A 15,559-nucleotide genomic window follows, 5' to 3' on the forward strand; every position below is an offset into this window, starting at 1 on the left:
ATTGGAGTGTAGCTGATGTGGGACTTCTCGACGGAGCCGGAGTTTCAGGCGAAACTCGACTGGGCGGATGCCTTTGTGCGGTCGGAGGTGGAGCCGCTCGACCATGTGCTCGGCGACCCGTATGACAAGAGCGACGCGCGGGCGATGCGGCTGATCGCACCGTTGAAGGAACAGGTTCGCGCCCAACGGCTCTGGGCTTGCCACCTGACCCCCGAACACGGCGGACAGGGCTACGGCCAGGTCAAGCTGGCGTTGCTCAACGAGATCCTGGGGCGCTCGCGCTGGGCGCCATCGGTCTTCGGTTGCCAGGCGCCGGATTCGGGCAACGCCGAGATCCTGGCCAAGTACGGCACCGCCGAGCAGAAGGCCCGCTATCTGCAGCCCCTGCTCGACGGGGAGATCTCGTCCTGCTACTCGATGACCGAACCGCTGGCCGGCGCCGATCCGACCCTGTTCACCACCCGCGCGGTTCTCGACGGCGACCACTGGGTGATCAACGGTGAGAAGTGGTTCTCCTCCAACGCGCGGTACGCCAGCTTCCTGTTGGTGATGGCGGTGACCGATGACGGCCCCGACCGGCACCGGACGATGTCGATGTTCATCGTGCCCGCCGACACCCCCGGGGTGGAGATCATCCGTGACGCCGGGGTCGGTACCGAGGGCGCGGACCATTCCAGCCACGCCTACCTGCGGTATCGCGATGTACGGGTGCCCGCCGATCACCTGCTCGGCGCGCGGGGTGCCGCCTTCGAGATCGCCCAGACACGGTTGGGCGGCGGGCGCATCCACCACGGCATGCGGACGATCGCGCAGGTCCGCAAGGCGTTCGATCTGATGCTGGAGCGTGCCGCGTCGCGCACCACTCGACATGGTCGGCTGGCCGACCTGCAGGCCACCCAGGAGAAGATCGCCGACAGCTGGATCGACATCGAACAGTTCAGGCTGTTGCTGCTGCGGACCGCGTGGTTGATCGACAAGCACGACGACTACCGGGCCGTCCGCAAGGACATCGCCGCGGTGAAGGTCGCCATGCCGCGGGTTTTCCACGATGTGGTGCAACGGGCCATGCAGTTGCACGGCGCACTCGGGATCTCCAACGAGATGCCGTTCTCGGCCATGATGGTCGAAGCGCAGGTGATGGCGGTGGCCGACGGGCCGACCGAGGTGCACAAGTGGACCCTGGCCAAGAGCCTGTTGCGCGATGTGGTCCCGGGGGAGCCGAAATTCGGCTCGGGTCATCTGCCGACCCTGCGCGATGCCGCACGCGAGCACCTCGCCGCGCGGCTCGAGTCGGCGGCGGCCGACCTCTGATGCGCGCGGCGGTGATGTCCGGGGTGGGAGCCCCGCGCCTTGTCGATATCGCGGTTCCCGAACCGTGGCCCGGTGAGGTGCGGGTGGCGGTGCGTGCCTGCGGGGTCTGCGGTTCGGACCTGCACCTGATCGACGGCGATATTCCGGTGCCCGAGATCCCGCTGATCCTCGGCCACGAGGCGTCCGGCGTCATCGACAAGCTGGGGCCAGAGGTGTCCGCCCCGGTGGCACCCGGGGACCGTGTACTGGTCAACCCCATCGTGGTCTGCGGGACATGCCGGGCCTGCCGCGCGGGCCGGACCAACCAGTGCCCCGACAACATCGTGCTCGGGGTGGCGCGCGCGGGCGCCGCGGCCGACTACGTGGTGGTACCGGCGGGCAACGTCCACCGGATACCGGAATCGATCGACTTCGCCACCGCGGCGATCATGGCCGATGCGGTGGCCGGTCCGTTCCATGCCATCCGCACCGCCGGGGTGCGCGCGGGTGACACGGTGGCGGTGTTCGGACTCGGCGGACTCGGCATCCACGCGGTCATGATCCTCAAGCAGGTGGTGGGTGCAAGGGTGGTCGGCGTCGATACCTACGACGCTGCCCTGCAGCGGGCTGCCGGGTTCGGGGTGGATATCGTCATCGATGCCCGGGCGGGCCTGCCGAGCCGGCAGATTCACGCCGAAACCGGCGGGGTCGACGCCAGTTTCGAGTTCGTCGGCCGGGCCGATACGGTCGAACAGGCGGTCCGCAGCCTACGGCCGGGCGGGCTGTGTTCGGTGATGGGAATCGGAACCGACAAGCTCGGCGGCAGCATGTCGGTCTCGACGTTCGTCGCCAACGAATGGACGCTGCGCGGATCCTACGGTTATGTACCCGCCGACCTCGATGACCTGATCGAGCTGGTGGGCAGCGGAACGCTGCGCATCGGCGGGACCATCAGTCATCGCATGCCCCTGCACGAGTACCAGGAGGGGCTGGCCACCCTGCGCGATCGCAGCCGTAACCCGATCCGGGTGGTGATCGACATCGACGACAGGCCGTGAAGCGGGGCCACCACCCCCGCGGTCGAACCTGGTGCGGCGCAATCCGCGCCTACACTCGGGCCGATGACCACCATCCAGCGCCGCGCCTTCAACGATGCGATCACCAAGTTCTGGAGCTTCGCCGCGCCGGCCTATGACACGGCCTGTCTGCAGCGGTTCGTCTACAAGCCCGCCCAGGACGAGGTCATCGAGCAGCTGCGGCAGCGGGGAGCGACCCAGATCGCCGATATCGCGTGCGGCACCGGCATCCTGGCCGACCGCATCCAGCGCGAACTGCGCCCCGACGAGGTCTATGGACTGGACGTGTCCGAGGGCATGCTGGCCCAGGCCCGCAAACGCTCCGACCGCATCCGCTGGAAGACCGCACCCGCCGAGCAACTGCCCTTCGAGGACGGATTCCTCGACGCCGTCGTCACCACCTCGGCCTTCCACTTCTTCGACCAGCCCGCCGCCCTGCGCGAATTCCACCGAGTGCTACGCGCCGGCGGCATGGTGGCCGTCACCACCATGAGCCCGCGGCAGTCCTTCCCGGGGCTGCATGCACTGTCGGCCGGTCTCGGTGCACCGGCGCACGCGCCGACCCCGGAGGCGATGCGCACCCTGTTCACCGACGCCGGATTACAGGTCGCCGATCAGCACCGCGTACGGCGGCCGACATGGACGCCGATCTCGGATCTGATCACCGTGGGCCTGAAGCCTTCGTGAGCCACTTCTGGCCGGCCTTCGCCGCCCGGTGCAGGGCGCCGTACTCACCGAGATAGGCGGCCACGGCACCCACCACCGGCAGCATCCCTACATATCGGAACACCGCCCGCGGGTGCGGACGCTTACCCAGTTCGCCGCCGATGGCGTTGAGAATGCCCGCCAGATGCCACACCTTGGCCAACACATTGTCCGGCCATGGCTCGTCGGTATCGGGGATGGGTGGGTGCGGGATCTCGCGGCCGCACAACACCGAGGCCAGCATGCGCACCGTGTCCCGCCGGTCGGTCACCCCGTACTCGCGAGCCACCGCACACAGGATCAGCGTCTGCGAGGCAAACCCGAGCAGATCCTGGATCGGCAGCCGGCTGGCCAACGCCCCCAGCGCTCCCGGCCACGCGACGGCGACGGTGTCCAGCGCGCCGACCCGCCAGATCCACCAGCCGATGCGCTCATCACGACTCTTCTGCTGCCAGGACTCCGTACCTGGCAGGCCCAGAAACTCCAGGTGTCGACGCACTCCGAGTGGGTCGAACCCGGCGAGCACATCGAGGATCAGGTCCGACAGCGTCGCCGCCCGCGCAAGGACATCGGCGACATCGTTGTCGGAAAGCTCGACCTTGGGTAGTAGATCCATCACGTCAACTCCACGAGTACGGGCGCATGATCACTGGGTGCCTTGCCTTTTCGTTCCTCACGAACGATCTCGGCGTGTGTCACCCGCTGCGCGACGTCGGGTGAACCGAGAATGAAGTCGATCCGCATGCCCTGACGCTTCGGGAAGCGTAGCTGCGTGTAATCCCAGTATGTGTACACGCCCGGACCGGGAGTGAAGGGCCGCACCACGTCGGAGTAGCCGGCATCCAGGATCGCCTGGAACGCCGCGCGTTCGGGTGCCGAGACATGGGTGGAACCCTCGAACACCGCCGGATCCCAGACATCCTCGTCGGTGGGTGCGATATTCCAGTCGCCGACCAGCGCCACCGGGCCGGTCCAGGACGTCGCGGCATCACGAAGCGCGGCAAGCCATTCCAACTTGTACGGATAGTGCGGGTCGGCCAGCGTGCGGCCATTGGGAACATACAGACTCCACACCCGCACCCCGCCGCAGGTGGCCCCGATGGCGCGTGCCTCGGCGACGTCCTGCCAGGAGGGTGCACCGTCGAACCCGATCTGCACGTCCTCCAGGCCGACGCGGGAGGCGATCGCCACCCCGTTCCACTGGCTGAGTCCCACATGCGCGATCTCGTATCCCAGCGCGGCGAACGGCATCGTCGGGAACTGGGAGTCCTTGCACTTGGTCTCCTGCATGGCGAGCACGTCGACATCGGCACGCGCCAGCCAATCGGTGACCCGGTCTACCCGCGTGCGGATCGAGTTGACGTTCCAGGTGGCGATGCGCATCAGACGGGCTCCGGGACCTTGAGTTCGCGCTTGAGCGCGGTGAAATCGGAAATTGTCTTGGTGGTGACATGCGCGACCGGCCGGGCATTGCGGCCGCTGGCCTCGGTCTTGGACACCATCACCACACCGTCGATATAGGGCTGGATGGTGGTGGCGTTCTGCACGGTGGCCACGATGACGAGCTGGAAACCGAACTTGCGGAACGCCTGCAGCGCCTGCTGGGCGAACTGGGGATCGGACTTGGAGAACGCCTCGTCGAGCATCAACTGGGCGAACACCGGCTTGTTGTCACCGCTGTCGGGATTGGCGAGGTTGAAGCTCAGCGCTCCGGCGAGGCAGAACGCCATCAACTTCTCCTGCTCACCACCGGAGTTGTCGCCCGCGTTGCTGTGCGTGCGGATCAACTCCTGGGTGCGCACATCCCACTCGGCGCAGTCGAAGGTGAATCGGTTACGCACGTCGAGCGCATCGCGGGTCCACACCCGGTCCTCGGGGGTGTTGCCCGCCAACCGATTGCGCAACCGCAGGATATCGGCGTACTGCTCGAGGATCGCCTTCTTGTCGCCGAGGCCGACCTCGGCGATGCGCCGCGAGATGGCCTTGACGATCTCGGTCAGCTCGGTCACCGCGGTCAGACTGCGGGGTGTGGCCCGCAGCGTCAGCCGGGTACCGCGGTTGAACTCCACCGCACCCAGACCGGTGTTCACCCGCTCGATCTGCTCGGCGATGCGGCGGGTCTCCTGCTCGGCGATCCGGTGCAACGTCAGGATCGCATCGGGGGCCTGCTCGGTGATCAGCCGCATCATCCGCTCGTAGGCATCGGGGAGTTCGCGCTCGTCGATGTGGCGGCACACCGCGACATAGTCGTGCACCCGCTCGTCGAGATCATCGGAATCGTTGGGTATCGCATCGGGGAACGACGAGTCGTAGGTGGCTATGATGCGGGCCAGCTCATCGTGAGAACGCCTGCGGCTCTCGGTGAGCCGATCCCTCTCCCGCCGGATCGCGTTGAACAGGGCCTCCCGGTAGGGCTCGGGGTTGAGCAGCTCCAGGCTCACCGGGATCTGCGCCGCGTAGCGGTTGAGCAGCTCGGTGGCCTGCTCGGACACCGTCGCCGGATCGAGGCGGTCCTGCAGGTCCAGTAGCCGGGTGCGACGCGAATCGAGATCGTCGCGGCGGGTCTGGATGGCACCTCGCCGGGTCATCAGAACCTGGATATCGTTCCAGCACTCCTCGGCTCGCGTGCTCAGCGCCTCGACATCGGGATTGTCGGCAAGCAGCAACTCGTACTGTTCGCGCAACCGGTCGGCGTGCCCGTCGGCGGTCTCGGTGTCGATATGGCTCCACTGGGGGAACTGTTCACAGATGGCCTTGCAGGCCGCGGCCTGATCACGCCAGTGTTGCCGGCCCGCGGCGATCTCGTCGGCGGCCGTGCGCGCCGCGGCGAACACCTCTTCGGCCTCGGCCAGTTCGGCGGTCAGAGCGTCCAGCTTGGCGGTGATGTCACCCTGGTAGATGTACTCCGAAGGTTTCAGCGGGCGGCGGTCGTCCTTGATGGCCAACCGGTCGGAGTCCTTGTACAGACCGGTGTCGGTGACCGCGCGGCGGAACCTGGCGAACAGATCCGGGCTGTCCACGCAGATGTGATCACCGGCGGCGGCCAACACATCCAGCGCCTCGGCGGCACACGGGTGGGTGGGGTTCACCACGAACAGCTTGCCCGCCAGCGTTCGCGAGGAGCCGGAGGCGGATCGCGCAGACTCCGTATTCGGCTCGGGACGCCGATCGGGGGCATTGACCCGAACCTGGTGCAGCGCCAGCCTGCCCCGCATGTTGTTCTCGTTGACGAAGCGCAACACCTTGGCATAGTGCTGATCGGGAACCAGCAGGCGCAGTCCGACCGAGCGCAGCACCTTCTCGACAGCGGCGCGCCAGCGGTTCTCCTCGGGCCGCAGGTCCATCAGTTCGGCGACATAGGGCAGCGCCGACGGGTCGATACCCAGTGTGGTGCAGATGTGTTCGCGCATCGCGACGGCGAACTCGGGAAGCGCCGACCCGACGTGTTCGACGCGTTTGAGTTCCTTGGCCGCGTGATCGCGGGCCATCCGGGCGGCCTTCTGGGCGTACTCGGCATCGGTGGAGGACTCCCGTCCGCGGTCGAGCTGGACAGCCAGACCGGCGGCCTGCTTGGACAGCTCCTCACGCAGATTCCAGAACTCGTCGGCGGTCTCGGGCACCTCGACACCGTGCGCGCGGACCATCTCCGCGTAGGCGGCGTACCGGCGGGTGACCTCCTCGGCCTGCGCCTCGGCGGCCGCGACCTGGGACTGCAGCGGACCGATGCTGGCGCTGGCCCCGCTGATCTGCGCGTTGAGGGCGTCGCCCTCGGCCTTGGCGAGATTGAGCTGGCGGGTGATATCGCCGTACTCGTTCTCCAGCTGGTCGATGGTGCCGTCCAGCGATTCGATCTGGGCCGGGCACTGCTGTAGGCGCTGGTGATCGGTGTGCGCGCGCACCATCGGCATGTCGACCAGATCGATGATGCCCAGGTCCGAGGATTCGGAGGCATAGCGCAGTTGGATCGCCTCGATATCACCGAGCACCTTGCGCTTGCGCTGGGCAACCGCCAGCAGCTCGCGCGCCTCGACCAGCGGGTCGATCTGCTTGAGTGCCTCGGGAAGTCGGCTCAGGCTGTCCGGTTCGTCGAGCATGAAATCGCGGACGAACTGTTCCAAGCCGCCAACGCTCTTGAGTGACTTGGCCTTGCCAAGCAGCTGCTGGGCCGCCTCGGAGGCCCGGATGCCGATGGCGGCGTAGAGCTGGGCCAAGTACTGCGATTCGACCTTGGTGGAGAACCGCCAACCGTACGATGCCCCGTCGCTTCGCTCGCCCCGGGAGTCGGTGAACACCTTGCTGTCGAAACGTCCCGCCGCCCACCGGTTGCAGACACCCTCGATGTCCAGATCGCCGTCGCCGAGCACGAACCGGCTCGACGAATCCGAACGAGACTCCCCGGTAAGCCATTTGAGTACCAGGCCGGTGATGGTGCGCCCGGTGTTGGAGGTGTAGGTGACCGCGACGGCCGACCAGGTGGTGCCGTCACCGCGCAGATACATCACCTGGCTGGTGCCACCGTCGCTGCGCTGCCCCCACGCGCCGCGGACGTACTTGTCCACGGTGCGTCGCCCGGCGCTGGAGCCCGCGGCGGTGTTATCGCCCGAGGCGTTGAAGTTGCGCCGGTTGAACGGCAGGAATCCGAGTGAGATCGCATCCAGCAGAGAGGATTTACCGCTGCCCGAGGATCCGGCGATCAACGAGCCGCCGGCGTTGATGGGGATGGAGTGGTAGCCGTCGAAGACGCCCCAGTTGATCACCTGCAGGCGGGACAGATGGAACTGCTCGCTCATTCGGCACCGCCTTTCAACAACTGCTCGAACTGCTGCTGCAGTTCGGTGATCACCGAGGCCGTCATGATCGCGGTGATGACGGGGCTGACGGTGTAGGAATCCTCGTCATCGCGGGTGCGGCGCAGGATGTCCAGTCCCGCCAGCCGGGCGATCGCGGCGTCGATGCGCGCGGTGAACGTGACGGTGTCGCGGTCGGTGTCGTTGAGTACCCCGGCGAACAGGCCGTGAACCTCGTCACGGGTGATCAGAAAGCTGACATCGCCGCCGGCGCGCATCATCTGCGCCAGATGCAGCGCCAGGATGGAGTCGTAGGTGCCCAGCGGTTCCCGGCGCAGAAGCTTTGCGCCCCTGGTCGGTTCGTAGCGGGCCTGTTCGATGTAGGCGATGTCGACCTGCGCCGAGATCTGCAGTTGCAGATCCAGTTCAGAGAGCCGCACGGCCAGATCGTTGCGGTACTCCAGGATCCAGCTGTAGATGTCCGGATCGGCCTCGCCGCTGACGTAGCGCCGGGTCAGCAGATGCTGCAGCGCCCAGCAGGCGCGGTCGGGCAACGCGCTGACATCACCGTCGAACCGTGGCTTGCGTGTGCCGGTACTGCGGCCGGAGCGGTCGACCTCGGGCAGGGAGGCGAAATCGACTTCCGGGGTGGAGGTCGTGGCGTCGGTCATGAAGCAACCTCGGTGACGGGTTCGGTGAACATCAGGTGCGGGACCTCCATCTCGCGGTCATGCCCGTCCAGCGAGTGGAAGCGCACGGTCACCGACTCGGTGACCGCGGGGGCCGGTTGTTTGAGCGCCCAGGACCACAGCACGATGACATGACCCAGGTAGGGCGCGTCGAGCATCGCGCACGCGTCCGGAAGGGATACCGGCAGAGCGGAATTGAGCATTTCGGTCAGTGCGGGTGCGTCCACCTGGGTGGTGAGCGAGGAGAACGTGGTCAGATCGACCTCACCCTGGGCGATCTCGGCCGGTTTGGGCGAGGACAGGTCGTTGATGCGGAAGCTCAGTGCGCCGACCGAACTGATGGCGTGCCGGGCCAGCGGCACCTCGATGTCCAGGCGGGAGTCGGTCAGCGACTCCTTGAGCAGCGTGCGCGCGGCGCCGATGGCCTCGTTGAGCTGGCGGGCCACGCCGCGGCTCTGCTCAAGGGTGCCGAAGGCGGTGAACCGCTTGACCCGCTGGGCGCAGCGCTGCTGGATGCGTTCCACCTCGTCGATCTGGTGGCCGACGAGTTCGAAGAAGTTGGCCATCACCTTGCGCAGGGCCGGGTCGAGCTCGGGCAGTTGCGATGCCACGGTGGCGATATCGGCCTCGAACTCGGCGCGCTGCTGCGGATCGTTGATCATGTGCAGGAACGCCCGGTGCGAGTCGCGGCCCGCGGAGTCCCAGGCGGCCTGATAGTCGGCGTACATCTGACGCTGCCGGTCGCGGTATTCCAGGTTGGTGTCGATCGGGTCGTCGAGTGCGGCGGTGGCCTGCTCGATCATGTTGCCGTACAGGCCGATATCGGTGATCAATCGTTCCATCTGCATGGCGATGGCGCGAGCCTCGTCGTACATGGCGACGGTATCGGGCTCCGGGCGGGTTCCCGCATCGAGTTCGTCGAGCTCGGCGTGCAAGGCGGCGATCTCGGCCTCGATACCGGCCCGGATCCGATCGGGATCATCCCCGGCGCGGGTGGCGACCTGCTTGAGCCGGGCGGCGATCCCGTGGATGGACCCACCGGTGGCGATGGTGTCGTTGCGGCGCACGCCGCGCACGAAGTCCAGCGCCCGGCGGGCGTCCTGGGTCAAATAGCAGACGTTGCGCTCGACACCCGCGTGTTGGCTGGCGACCCGGTGCAGCCAGCCCTGGCTGGCCCACGATTTGATCAGGGCGAGGCCGGACTGTTCGCCCGCCTCGTGCAGGGTCTCCAGATCGCGCTCGAGGCGGACGACGAGGTCGGTTTCGCCGACCAGCCCGTCGAAGAGGTGGCGTTCCATCAGCGTGGCGTAGACCGCGAGATTCGACGTGGCCAGCAGGCGCAGCGCGCGGGACGCCTGCACCTCGCGATTGGCATCGAGTAACTCACGCATGGAGCACGAGGCTATCTGCGCGCACGTAGCGATGCCGGTGGTGGAGTGCGAACCCCAGGGACTCATACAGCGCCTGCGCGGGCGCGTTGTCCTCGAGCACCTGCACATATGCCCGGGTCGCGCCCTGTTCGGCGCCCCAGGCCGACAGGGCGGCGAAGACCCCGCGGGCCAAGCCCTGCCTGCGGGCGGATTCCGCGACACGCACGCACGACACGCCGAGCCAGCGGCTGCCGTCCGGTGCGGTGGTCACCGCACCCCGCCCGACGGCGTCACCGACGCTCGCGAAGGTCACCGTTCCGTCGATCACTGCGGTGAGGATTTCCGGCGGCACGTCGCGTTCGTAGATCCGCAGCCACTGTTCGTCGGGAGCCGCTGCCAACGCGACGCCGGGCAGGGGCGGCGCGGGGGACAGATCGTGGACGAGCACGCGGGTCGGCTTCACACCCGGGGTCTTGATCGGCAGCAGCCGTTCGGGCAGCGCCAGCCACGGTGGCAGGGCTCGCCCGGCATACCAGGAGACGATCTGCGACAGCGTTTCTGTCGATGACGAGAACAGCAGTGGGACAGCCGAGTTGGCCCGGCTGGTGTGACCGGATCCGGCCCGCAACAACCAGCCGTCCTGCCAGTGCTGCTCGGTGCCGGGCCAGGCCAGCGCCGCGGCGTGCTCCAGCGCGCGGATCTCGGAGTTGCGCACCGGACGGTGGGACAGCTCACGCACCGAGACCACGTCGGCGGGATCGATCTCGACGTCGTCACCGGATTTCGGACGGACGATCACGGTGGGGGTGAGTGCCTGCAGATGACCGACCACATCGGTCAGGCCCTCGGAGGTTCGGTAACGCAGGGAGACCCTGCTGCCGCGGGATGCCGCGAAAGGCACGGTTAGTGGCCGAAGGGGTCGGGATCCTCGCCGGGCAACCAGCTCAATCCCGGAACCCCCCACTTGTTGGACTTCACCATCCGCTTCGCCGCCCGGGCATGCCTGCCGATCAGACGGTCGAGATAGGTGAATCCGTCCAGGTGTCCCGTCTCGTGCTGGAGCATCCTGGCGAACAGCCCGGTTCCCTCCAGGGTGATCTCGGTGCCGTCGGCGTCCAGACCGGTGACCCGCGACCAGGACGCCCGCCCGGTGGGGAAGGACTCGCCGGGCACCGAAAGGCAACCCTCGTCGTCATCGTCGGGATCGGGCATGGTCTCGGGGACCTCGGAGGTCTCCAGCACCGGATTGATCACGACGCCGCGCCGGCGGGTGGTCTTACCGCGATCATCGGCACAGTCATAGACGAACACGCGTTCGGTGCGCCCGATCTGGTTGGCCGCCAGGCCAACCCCGTTGGCGGCGTCCATCGTGTCGAACATGTCGGCGATGAGCGCCGCCAGCTCGGCAGGTAGGGTCCCGTCGGCGCCAACGGGCACCGGCGTGGTCGGAGTGTGCAGGACGGGATCTCCCACGATGCGGATCGGTACGACAGCCACGATTGGCAAGCTTAAGTCAGCCGACTCGCGGGTAACGATCACGCCTCAAACTCCGGCGCCGTGATTGAATGAGCGCCGAACAACACCAATGTCATTTGCGAGTGAATCGGAAGGGTCCAAACAGCGATATGGATGGCGCCATCGCGCGGACCGGCCAATCCGGAGACGACTCCGAACCTGCGGACGGGCTGACCCGCCGCGAACACGACATTCTGGCGTTCGAACGCCAGTGGTGGAAGTACGCAGGGTCCAAAGAAGACGCCATCAAGGAGCTCTTCTCGATGTCGGCGACCCGGTACTACCAGGTACTCAACGCGCTCGTCGACCGGCCCGAGGCCTTGGCCGCAGACCCGATGCTGGTCAAGCGGCTGCGCCGGGTCCGCGCGAGCCGGCAGAAGGCCAAGGCCGCCCGGCGGCTCGGTTTCGACATCACGTGAGCCGTTAGGCTGGCCCCGATGAACCAGCGAGACTCTTCCGGGCTGCCCCTGCGCGCCATGGTGATGGTGCTGCTCTTCCTGGGTGTCGCGTTCCTGCTGATCGCATTTCAGTACATGGGATCCGATGACGACGACGCCTCGGACGAATCGGTCGCCATCAGCGCCACGACGACCAGCAGCCCCACCTCCAGTGCCGAACCGACGCCTGCGGCCCGCGATGCCGAGGTGCGCGTCTTCAACACCTCCGAGGTCGCCGGCGCGGCCGAGGGAGCGGCCGACCGGCTGCGCAAGGATGGCTGGAACGTCACCGAGACGGGCAACCTCGTGTTGGAGGGTCTGCCTGCGACGACGGTGTTCTTCGGCGGCGAGCCGGGGGAGCGCGAAGCCGCCGAGGAGGTCGGCCGTCTGCTGCAGGCGCCGGTCGAACCGCGGCGCCCCGAACTCACCGAACAACCGCCGGGCGTCATCGTGGCGGTCACCGGCTAGGCTCTCGGACATGCCGATCTCAGCTCCGATCCGTCTTCTTGCCGCCGCCGCTCTGACCGTGCCGATCGCCGCCGCCTGCGCACCGTACGAGCCGGAGGCCACCTCGCCGGGAACCACACCGCCGGTGTGGACCGGATCGCCGTCGCCGAGCGCGCCCGCCGCGGGCGGACACGGCGAGGGTGAGGCACACGGATCGGCGGCCGGTGCCGAGACGCTGACCGCGGAGCTGAAGACCGCCGATGGCACCGACGTGGCAAAGGCCACGATCGACTTCACCGGTGGATTCGCCACCGTGACCGTCGAGACCACCGCCGCCGGCGAGCTGACCCCCGGCTTCCACGGCCTGCACATCCATCAGGTCGGATCCTGTGAGGGTGACTTCACCAGCGCCGGTGGGCACTTCCAGGCCGACGGCCACTCCGGGCATCCCTCCAGCGGCGATCTGAGCTCGCTGCAGGTACGCAGCGACGGTTCGGCCAAGCTGGTCACCACCACCGATGCATTCACCGCAGAGGAACTGCTGGCCGGCACCAAGACCGCCATCGTGATCCACGAGAAGGCCGACAACTTCGGCAACATCCCGCCCGAGAAGTACCAGCAGATCAATGGAACTCCCGGCCCCGACCAGCAGACGCTGGCCACCGGTGACGCGGGCGGTCGAGTGGCCTGCGGTGTCTTCGCCGCGGAGTAAGAACCGCATCGACTTCGCCGGGTCACCCCGGCCGACCGTCGGTGTCGAGTGGGAGTTCGCGCTCGTCGATCCCGTGACCCGCGACCTGTCCAACGAGGCAGCCGCGGTGATCGCCGAGATCGGCGAGACCCCGCACGTGCACAAGGAATTGCTGCGCAACACCGTCGAGGTCGTCACCGGCATCTGTGAGACCGTGCCGGAGGCGATGACCGATCTGCACGACACCCTGGTCCCGGTGCGGCGTATCGCCCGCCAACGCGGGATGGAGTTGTTCTGCGCCGGAACGCACCCGTTCGCCGAATGGGAAATGCAGCAGCTCACCGAGGGGCCGCGGTACGCCGAGCTGATCAAGCGCACCCAGTGGTGGGGTCGACAGATGCTCATCTGGGGCGTGCATGTGCACGTCGGGATCTCCTCCGGGCACAAGGTCATGCCCATCATCACCTCACTGCTCAACCACTACCCGCACCTGCTGGCCCTGTCGGCCTCCTCGCCGTACTGGGACGGTGAGGACACCGGTTATGCCAGCAACCGGGCGATGATGTTCCAGCAGTTGCCGACCGCGGGTCTGCCGTTCCACTTCCAGAAGTGGTCGCACTTCGAACGGTTCGTCCACGACCAGAAGAAGACCGGCATCATCGATCACATGAACGAGATCCGTTGGGACATCCGGCCGTCCCCGCATCTCGGCACCATCGAGGTGCGCATCTTCGACGGGGTGTCCAACCTGGCCGAACTCGGCGCACTCGTGGCACTGACCCACTGCCTGATCGTGGACCTGGACCGCCGGCTGGATGCCGGTGACCAGTTGCCCACCATGCCGCCCTGGCATGTTCAGGAGAACAAGTGGCGCGCAGCGCGTTACGGGCTGGATGCGGTGATCATCCTGGACGCCGACAGCAACGAGCGACTGGTCACCGAGGACCTCGACGACCTGCTGAACCGACTGGAGCCGGTGGCCGACTCGCTGGGCTGCGCCGATGATCTGCGGCGCGTCGAACGGATCTACCGCGACGGCGCCTCATATCAGCGCCAGCGCCGGGTGGCCGAGGAACACGACGGTGACCTGCGCGCTGTGGTCGATTCGTTGATTGGTGAGTTGGAACTGTGAACACCGCGCCGCCGACAGCCATGTTCCCGCTGGAGGCGGCGATGCTGCCGGGTGAGGAACTTCCCTTGCGGATCTTCGAACCGCGCTATTCGGCAATGATCTCGGATTGCTTGGCCGGCTCCGGCGAGTTCGGGGTGGTGCTCATCCAGGCCGGCCGCGAAGTCGGCGGCGGCGACGTGCGCAGTGACGTGGGAGCACTGGCGCGCATCGCCGAGCACACCGATCTGGGCGCCGGGAAGTACCGCCTGCGCGCCGTTCTCGGGGAGCGTATCCGGGTGGCGCAGTGGCTCGATGATGACCCGTATCCCCGCGCGCGCACCGAGGCATGGCCCGACGAGGACGGCCCGATGGTCACCGGCGGGGACATCTCCGATGTCGAAGACACCGTGATGGCCCTGTTCGAGCGGATCGCCGCCGCCCGCGATGCGGTGCTGCCGCCGCGTGAGGTGCTGCTCGGTGGGCCGGAGCCCGGGCAGAGCCCAGGAGATCGGTTGTACGCGTTGGCCGCCCGGATACCGATCGGTCAGGCCGACCGGTACGCCGTGCTGGCCGCCCCACACGCGTCCGCGCGGCTGGCGGCGCTTCGCGAAGCCGTCGAGACGGTGGCGGCACTGGTGGCGTTCCAGCTGTCGGAGTGACTACTCGGGACTGAAGTCCTGGAGACGCAGTCGCTCCAGGGCGGTTCCGTCTTCGAGTTCGTGACGGTCTTCTGGGTGCAGCCAGTAGTGGCGGATCATCCAGTAGAGCGTGGCACCGTGTGGGACGTATCCGTCGAGATGGTGGATCACCAATCGGTCGTCGGATCCCTTGCTGCGCAACACCGCGGGATGGTGGGCTCTGACTCTCGGTGCGATATCGACAATGTCCTCGATGCGGTCCCACGGCACTGCTCGGGTGCGACGTACATCGGCGTACTCCACCCGATCGGCCGAGAGCCGGAGAAATGTCTTATGTCCCCGCGATGCCACCGCGACCGTGCCGTAGAGCGAGAGCAGCAGCACATTGGACATCGCGAAGAATGCCTTGAACTCCTTGCCCTCCGGGACGATCGAGATCGTCTTGCCCGCCAGATACCCGGTCACCGATACGGCGGAGCAGATCGCCAACGCCAGAAAAGCCACAAAGAGCAACGCCATCGCCACCGGGTGTGAACGAAAGGTCGTCCCGGCGGCGGATGCCTCGGCACGAAGGGTTTCCGATCCGAGTTTGCCCACCGCGATAGAGGCGAGAAAAGCGGTGATCCCCGCTGCGAACATGCCCGCCACCGTGGCGGACGTCCAATCGGAAGCGGCTATCGCATCGACGGTTTCGAAGACGCAGTACACCGAGATCACCGCAGCGAACAACACCGCGAACGGGATCAATACCGGCCGGGATTTCCAATTGGTCGGATCGGGCAGTTGCTGATGCGCCAATTCGG

At 67.1% G+C, this 15,559-nt stretch carries 16 protein-coding genes; 8 read left to right on the plus strand and 8 right to left on the minus strand.

All coding sequences use genetic code 11. The features are described 5' to 3' along the window. Positions 1–15 precede the first annotated feature (15 nt). The 3 genes from FBY28_RS16710 (at position 16) to FBY28_RS16720 (ending at position 3,053) form a co-directional block, all read left to right on the plus strand. Positions 16–1,311, plus strand: a complete 1,296-nt coding sequence (locus FBY28_RS16710; RefSeq protein WP_141868548.1) for an acyl-CoA dehydrogenase family protein — start codon at positions 16–18, stop codon at positions 1,309–1,311. After that, positions 1,311–2,348 carry a zinc-dependent alcohol dehydrogenase gene (locus tag FBY28_RS16715; protein ID WP_141868550.1) on the plus strand — a complete coding sequence of 346 codons (1,038 nt, stop codon included), beginning with the start codon at positions 1,311–1,313 and terminating at the stop codon, positions 2,346–2,348. Before FBY28_RS16710 ends, FBY28_RS16715 begins: the two co-directional genes overlap by 1 nt. A 63-nt stretch (positions 2,349–2,411) precedes the next feature. After that, entirely contained in the window at positions 2,412–3,053 is a 642-nt protein-coding gene (locus FBY28_RS16720) for a class I SAM-dependent methyltransferase (protein WP_141868552.1), read from the plus strand. Here FBY28_RS16720 and FBY28_RS16725 read toward each other — a convergent pair. Genes FBY28_RS16725 through FBY28_RS16755 form a run of 7 tightly spaced genes read right to left on the minus strand, consistent with a single transcriptional unit; the run spans position 3,028 to position 11,414 of the window. Next, positions 3,028–3,687 (minus strand): hypothetical protein, encoded by a 660-nt coding sequence (locus tag FBY28_RS16725; protein WP_141868554.1) that lies wholly within the window; start codon positions 3,685–3,687, stop codon positions 3,028–3,030. The two genes, FBY28_RS16720 and FBY28_RS16725, sit on opposite strands and share 26 nt — an antisense overlap. Next, positions 3,687–4,454, minus strand: a complete 768-nt coding sequence (locus tag FBY28_RS16730) for an exodeoxyribonuclease III (RefSeq protein WP_141868556.1) — start codon at positions 4,452–4,454, stop codon at positions 3,687–3,689. The genes FBY28_RS16725 and FBY28_RS16730 overlap by 1 nt, the downstream gene beginning before the upstream one ends. Then, on the minus strand, positions 4,454–7,861 hold the full coding sequence (locus FBY28_RS16735; RefSeq protein WP_141868558.1) for an ATP-binding protein: 3,408 nt from the start codon (positions 7,859–7,861) through the stop codon (positions 4,454–4,456). Before FBY28_RS16735 ends, FBY28_RS16730 begins: the two co-directional genes overlap by 1 nt. Beyond that, positions 7,858–8,529, minus strand: a complete 672-nt coding sequence (locus tag FBY28_RS16740) for a DUF4194 domain-containing protein (RefSeq protein ID WP_030134183.1) — start codon at positions 8,527–8,529, stop codon at positions 7,858–7,860. Before FBY28_RS16740 ends, FBY28_RS16735 begins: the two co-directional genes overlap by 4 nt. Next, the gene (locus FBY28_RS16745) at positions 8,526–9,938 is read right to left on the minus strand and encodes a DUF3375 domain-containing protein (protein WP_141868559.1); all 1,413 of its coding nucleotides are present in this window, start codon (positions 9,936–9,938) and stop codon (positions 8,526–8,528) included. Before FBY28_RS16745 ends, FBY28_RS16740 begins: the two co-directional genes overlap by 4 nt. Beyond that, positions 9,931–10,818, minus strand: coding sequence for an N-acetylglutamate synthase, CG3035 family (locus tag FBY28_RS16750; RefSeq protein ID WP_141868561.1), 888 nt, complete (start codon positions 10,816–10,818; stop codon positions 9,931–9,933). The genes FBY28_RS16745 and FBY28_RS16750 overlap by 8 nt, the downstream gene beginning before the upstream one ends. A 2-nt stretch (positions 10,819–10,820) precedes the next feature. Continuing rightward, positions 10,821–11,414 carry a peptide deformylase gene (locus FBY28_RS16755; RefSeq protein ID WP_141868563.1) on the minus strand — a complete coding sequence of 198 codons (594 nt, stop codon included), beginning with the start codon at positions 11,412–11,414 and terminating at the stop codon, positions 10,821–10,823. A 128-nt stretch (positions 11,415–11,542) separates the two neighbouring features. Between FBY28_RS16755 and napA the strand changes: the two genes are divergently transcribed. From napA to FBY28_RS16780, 5 genes are read left to right on the plus strand one after another with little or no spacing between them, the layout of a single operon-like run. Continuing rightward, entirely contained in the window at positions 11,543–11,851 is a 309-nt protein-coding gene (napA, locus tag FBY28_RS16760; RefSeq protein ID WP_019513723.1) for a nucleoid-associated protein NapA, read from the plus strand. A gap of 18 nt (positions 11,852–11,869) precedes the next feature. Next, a complete protein-coding gene (locus FBY28_RS16765) occupies positions 11,870–12,337 on the plus strand; it encodes a LytR C-terminal domain-containing protein (RefSeq protein WP_141868564.1) in 468 nt (155 codons plus the stop codon). 10 nt (positions 12,338–12,347) lie between these two features. Next, positions 12,348–13,028 carry a superoxide dismutase[Cu-Zn] gene (gene sodC / locus FBY28_RS16770; protein ID WP_141868566.1) on the plus strand — a complete coding sequence of 227 codons (681 nt, stop codon included), beginning with the start codon at positions 12,348–12,350 and terminating at the stop codon, positions 13,026–13,028. Then, on the plus strand, positions 13,009–14,139 hold the full coding sequence (locus FBY28_RS16775) for a glutamate--cysteine ligase (RefSeq protein WP_141868568.1): 1,131 nt from the start codon (positions 13,009–13,011) through the stop codon (positions 14,137–14,139). Before sodC ends, FBY28_RS16775 begins: the two co-directional genes overlap by 20 nt. After that, the gene (locus tag FBY28_RS16780; protein ID WP_216847763.1) at positions 14,136–14,777 is read left to right on the plus strand and encodes an LON peptidase substrate-binding domain-containing protein; all 642 of its coding nucleotides are present in this window, start codon (positions 14,136–14,138) and stop codon (positions 14,775–14,777) included. Before FBY28_RS16775 ends, FBY28_RS16780 begins: the two co-directional genes overlap by 4 nt. On the opposite strand, the gene FBY28_RS16785 is transcribed toward FBY28_RS16780, so the two are convergent. Next, positions 14,778–15,554 carry a hypothetical protein gene (locus tag FBY28_RS16785; protein WP_141868570.1) on the minus strand — a complete coding sequence of 259 codons (777 nt, stop codon included), beginning with the start codon at positions 15,552–15,554 and terminating at the stop codon, positions 14,778–14,780. Positions 15,555–15,559: the final 5 nt, after the last annotated feature.

It is taken from the genome of Arthrobacter sp. SLBN-53, assembly GCF_006715585.1.
GTDB lineage: Bacteria > Actinomycetota > Actinomycetes > Mycobacteriales > Mycobacteriaceae > Mycobacterium > Mycobacterium neoaurum_A.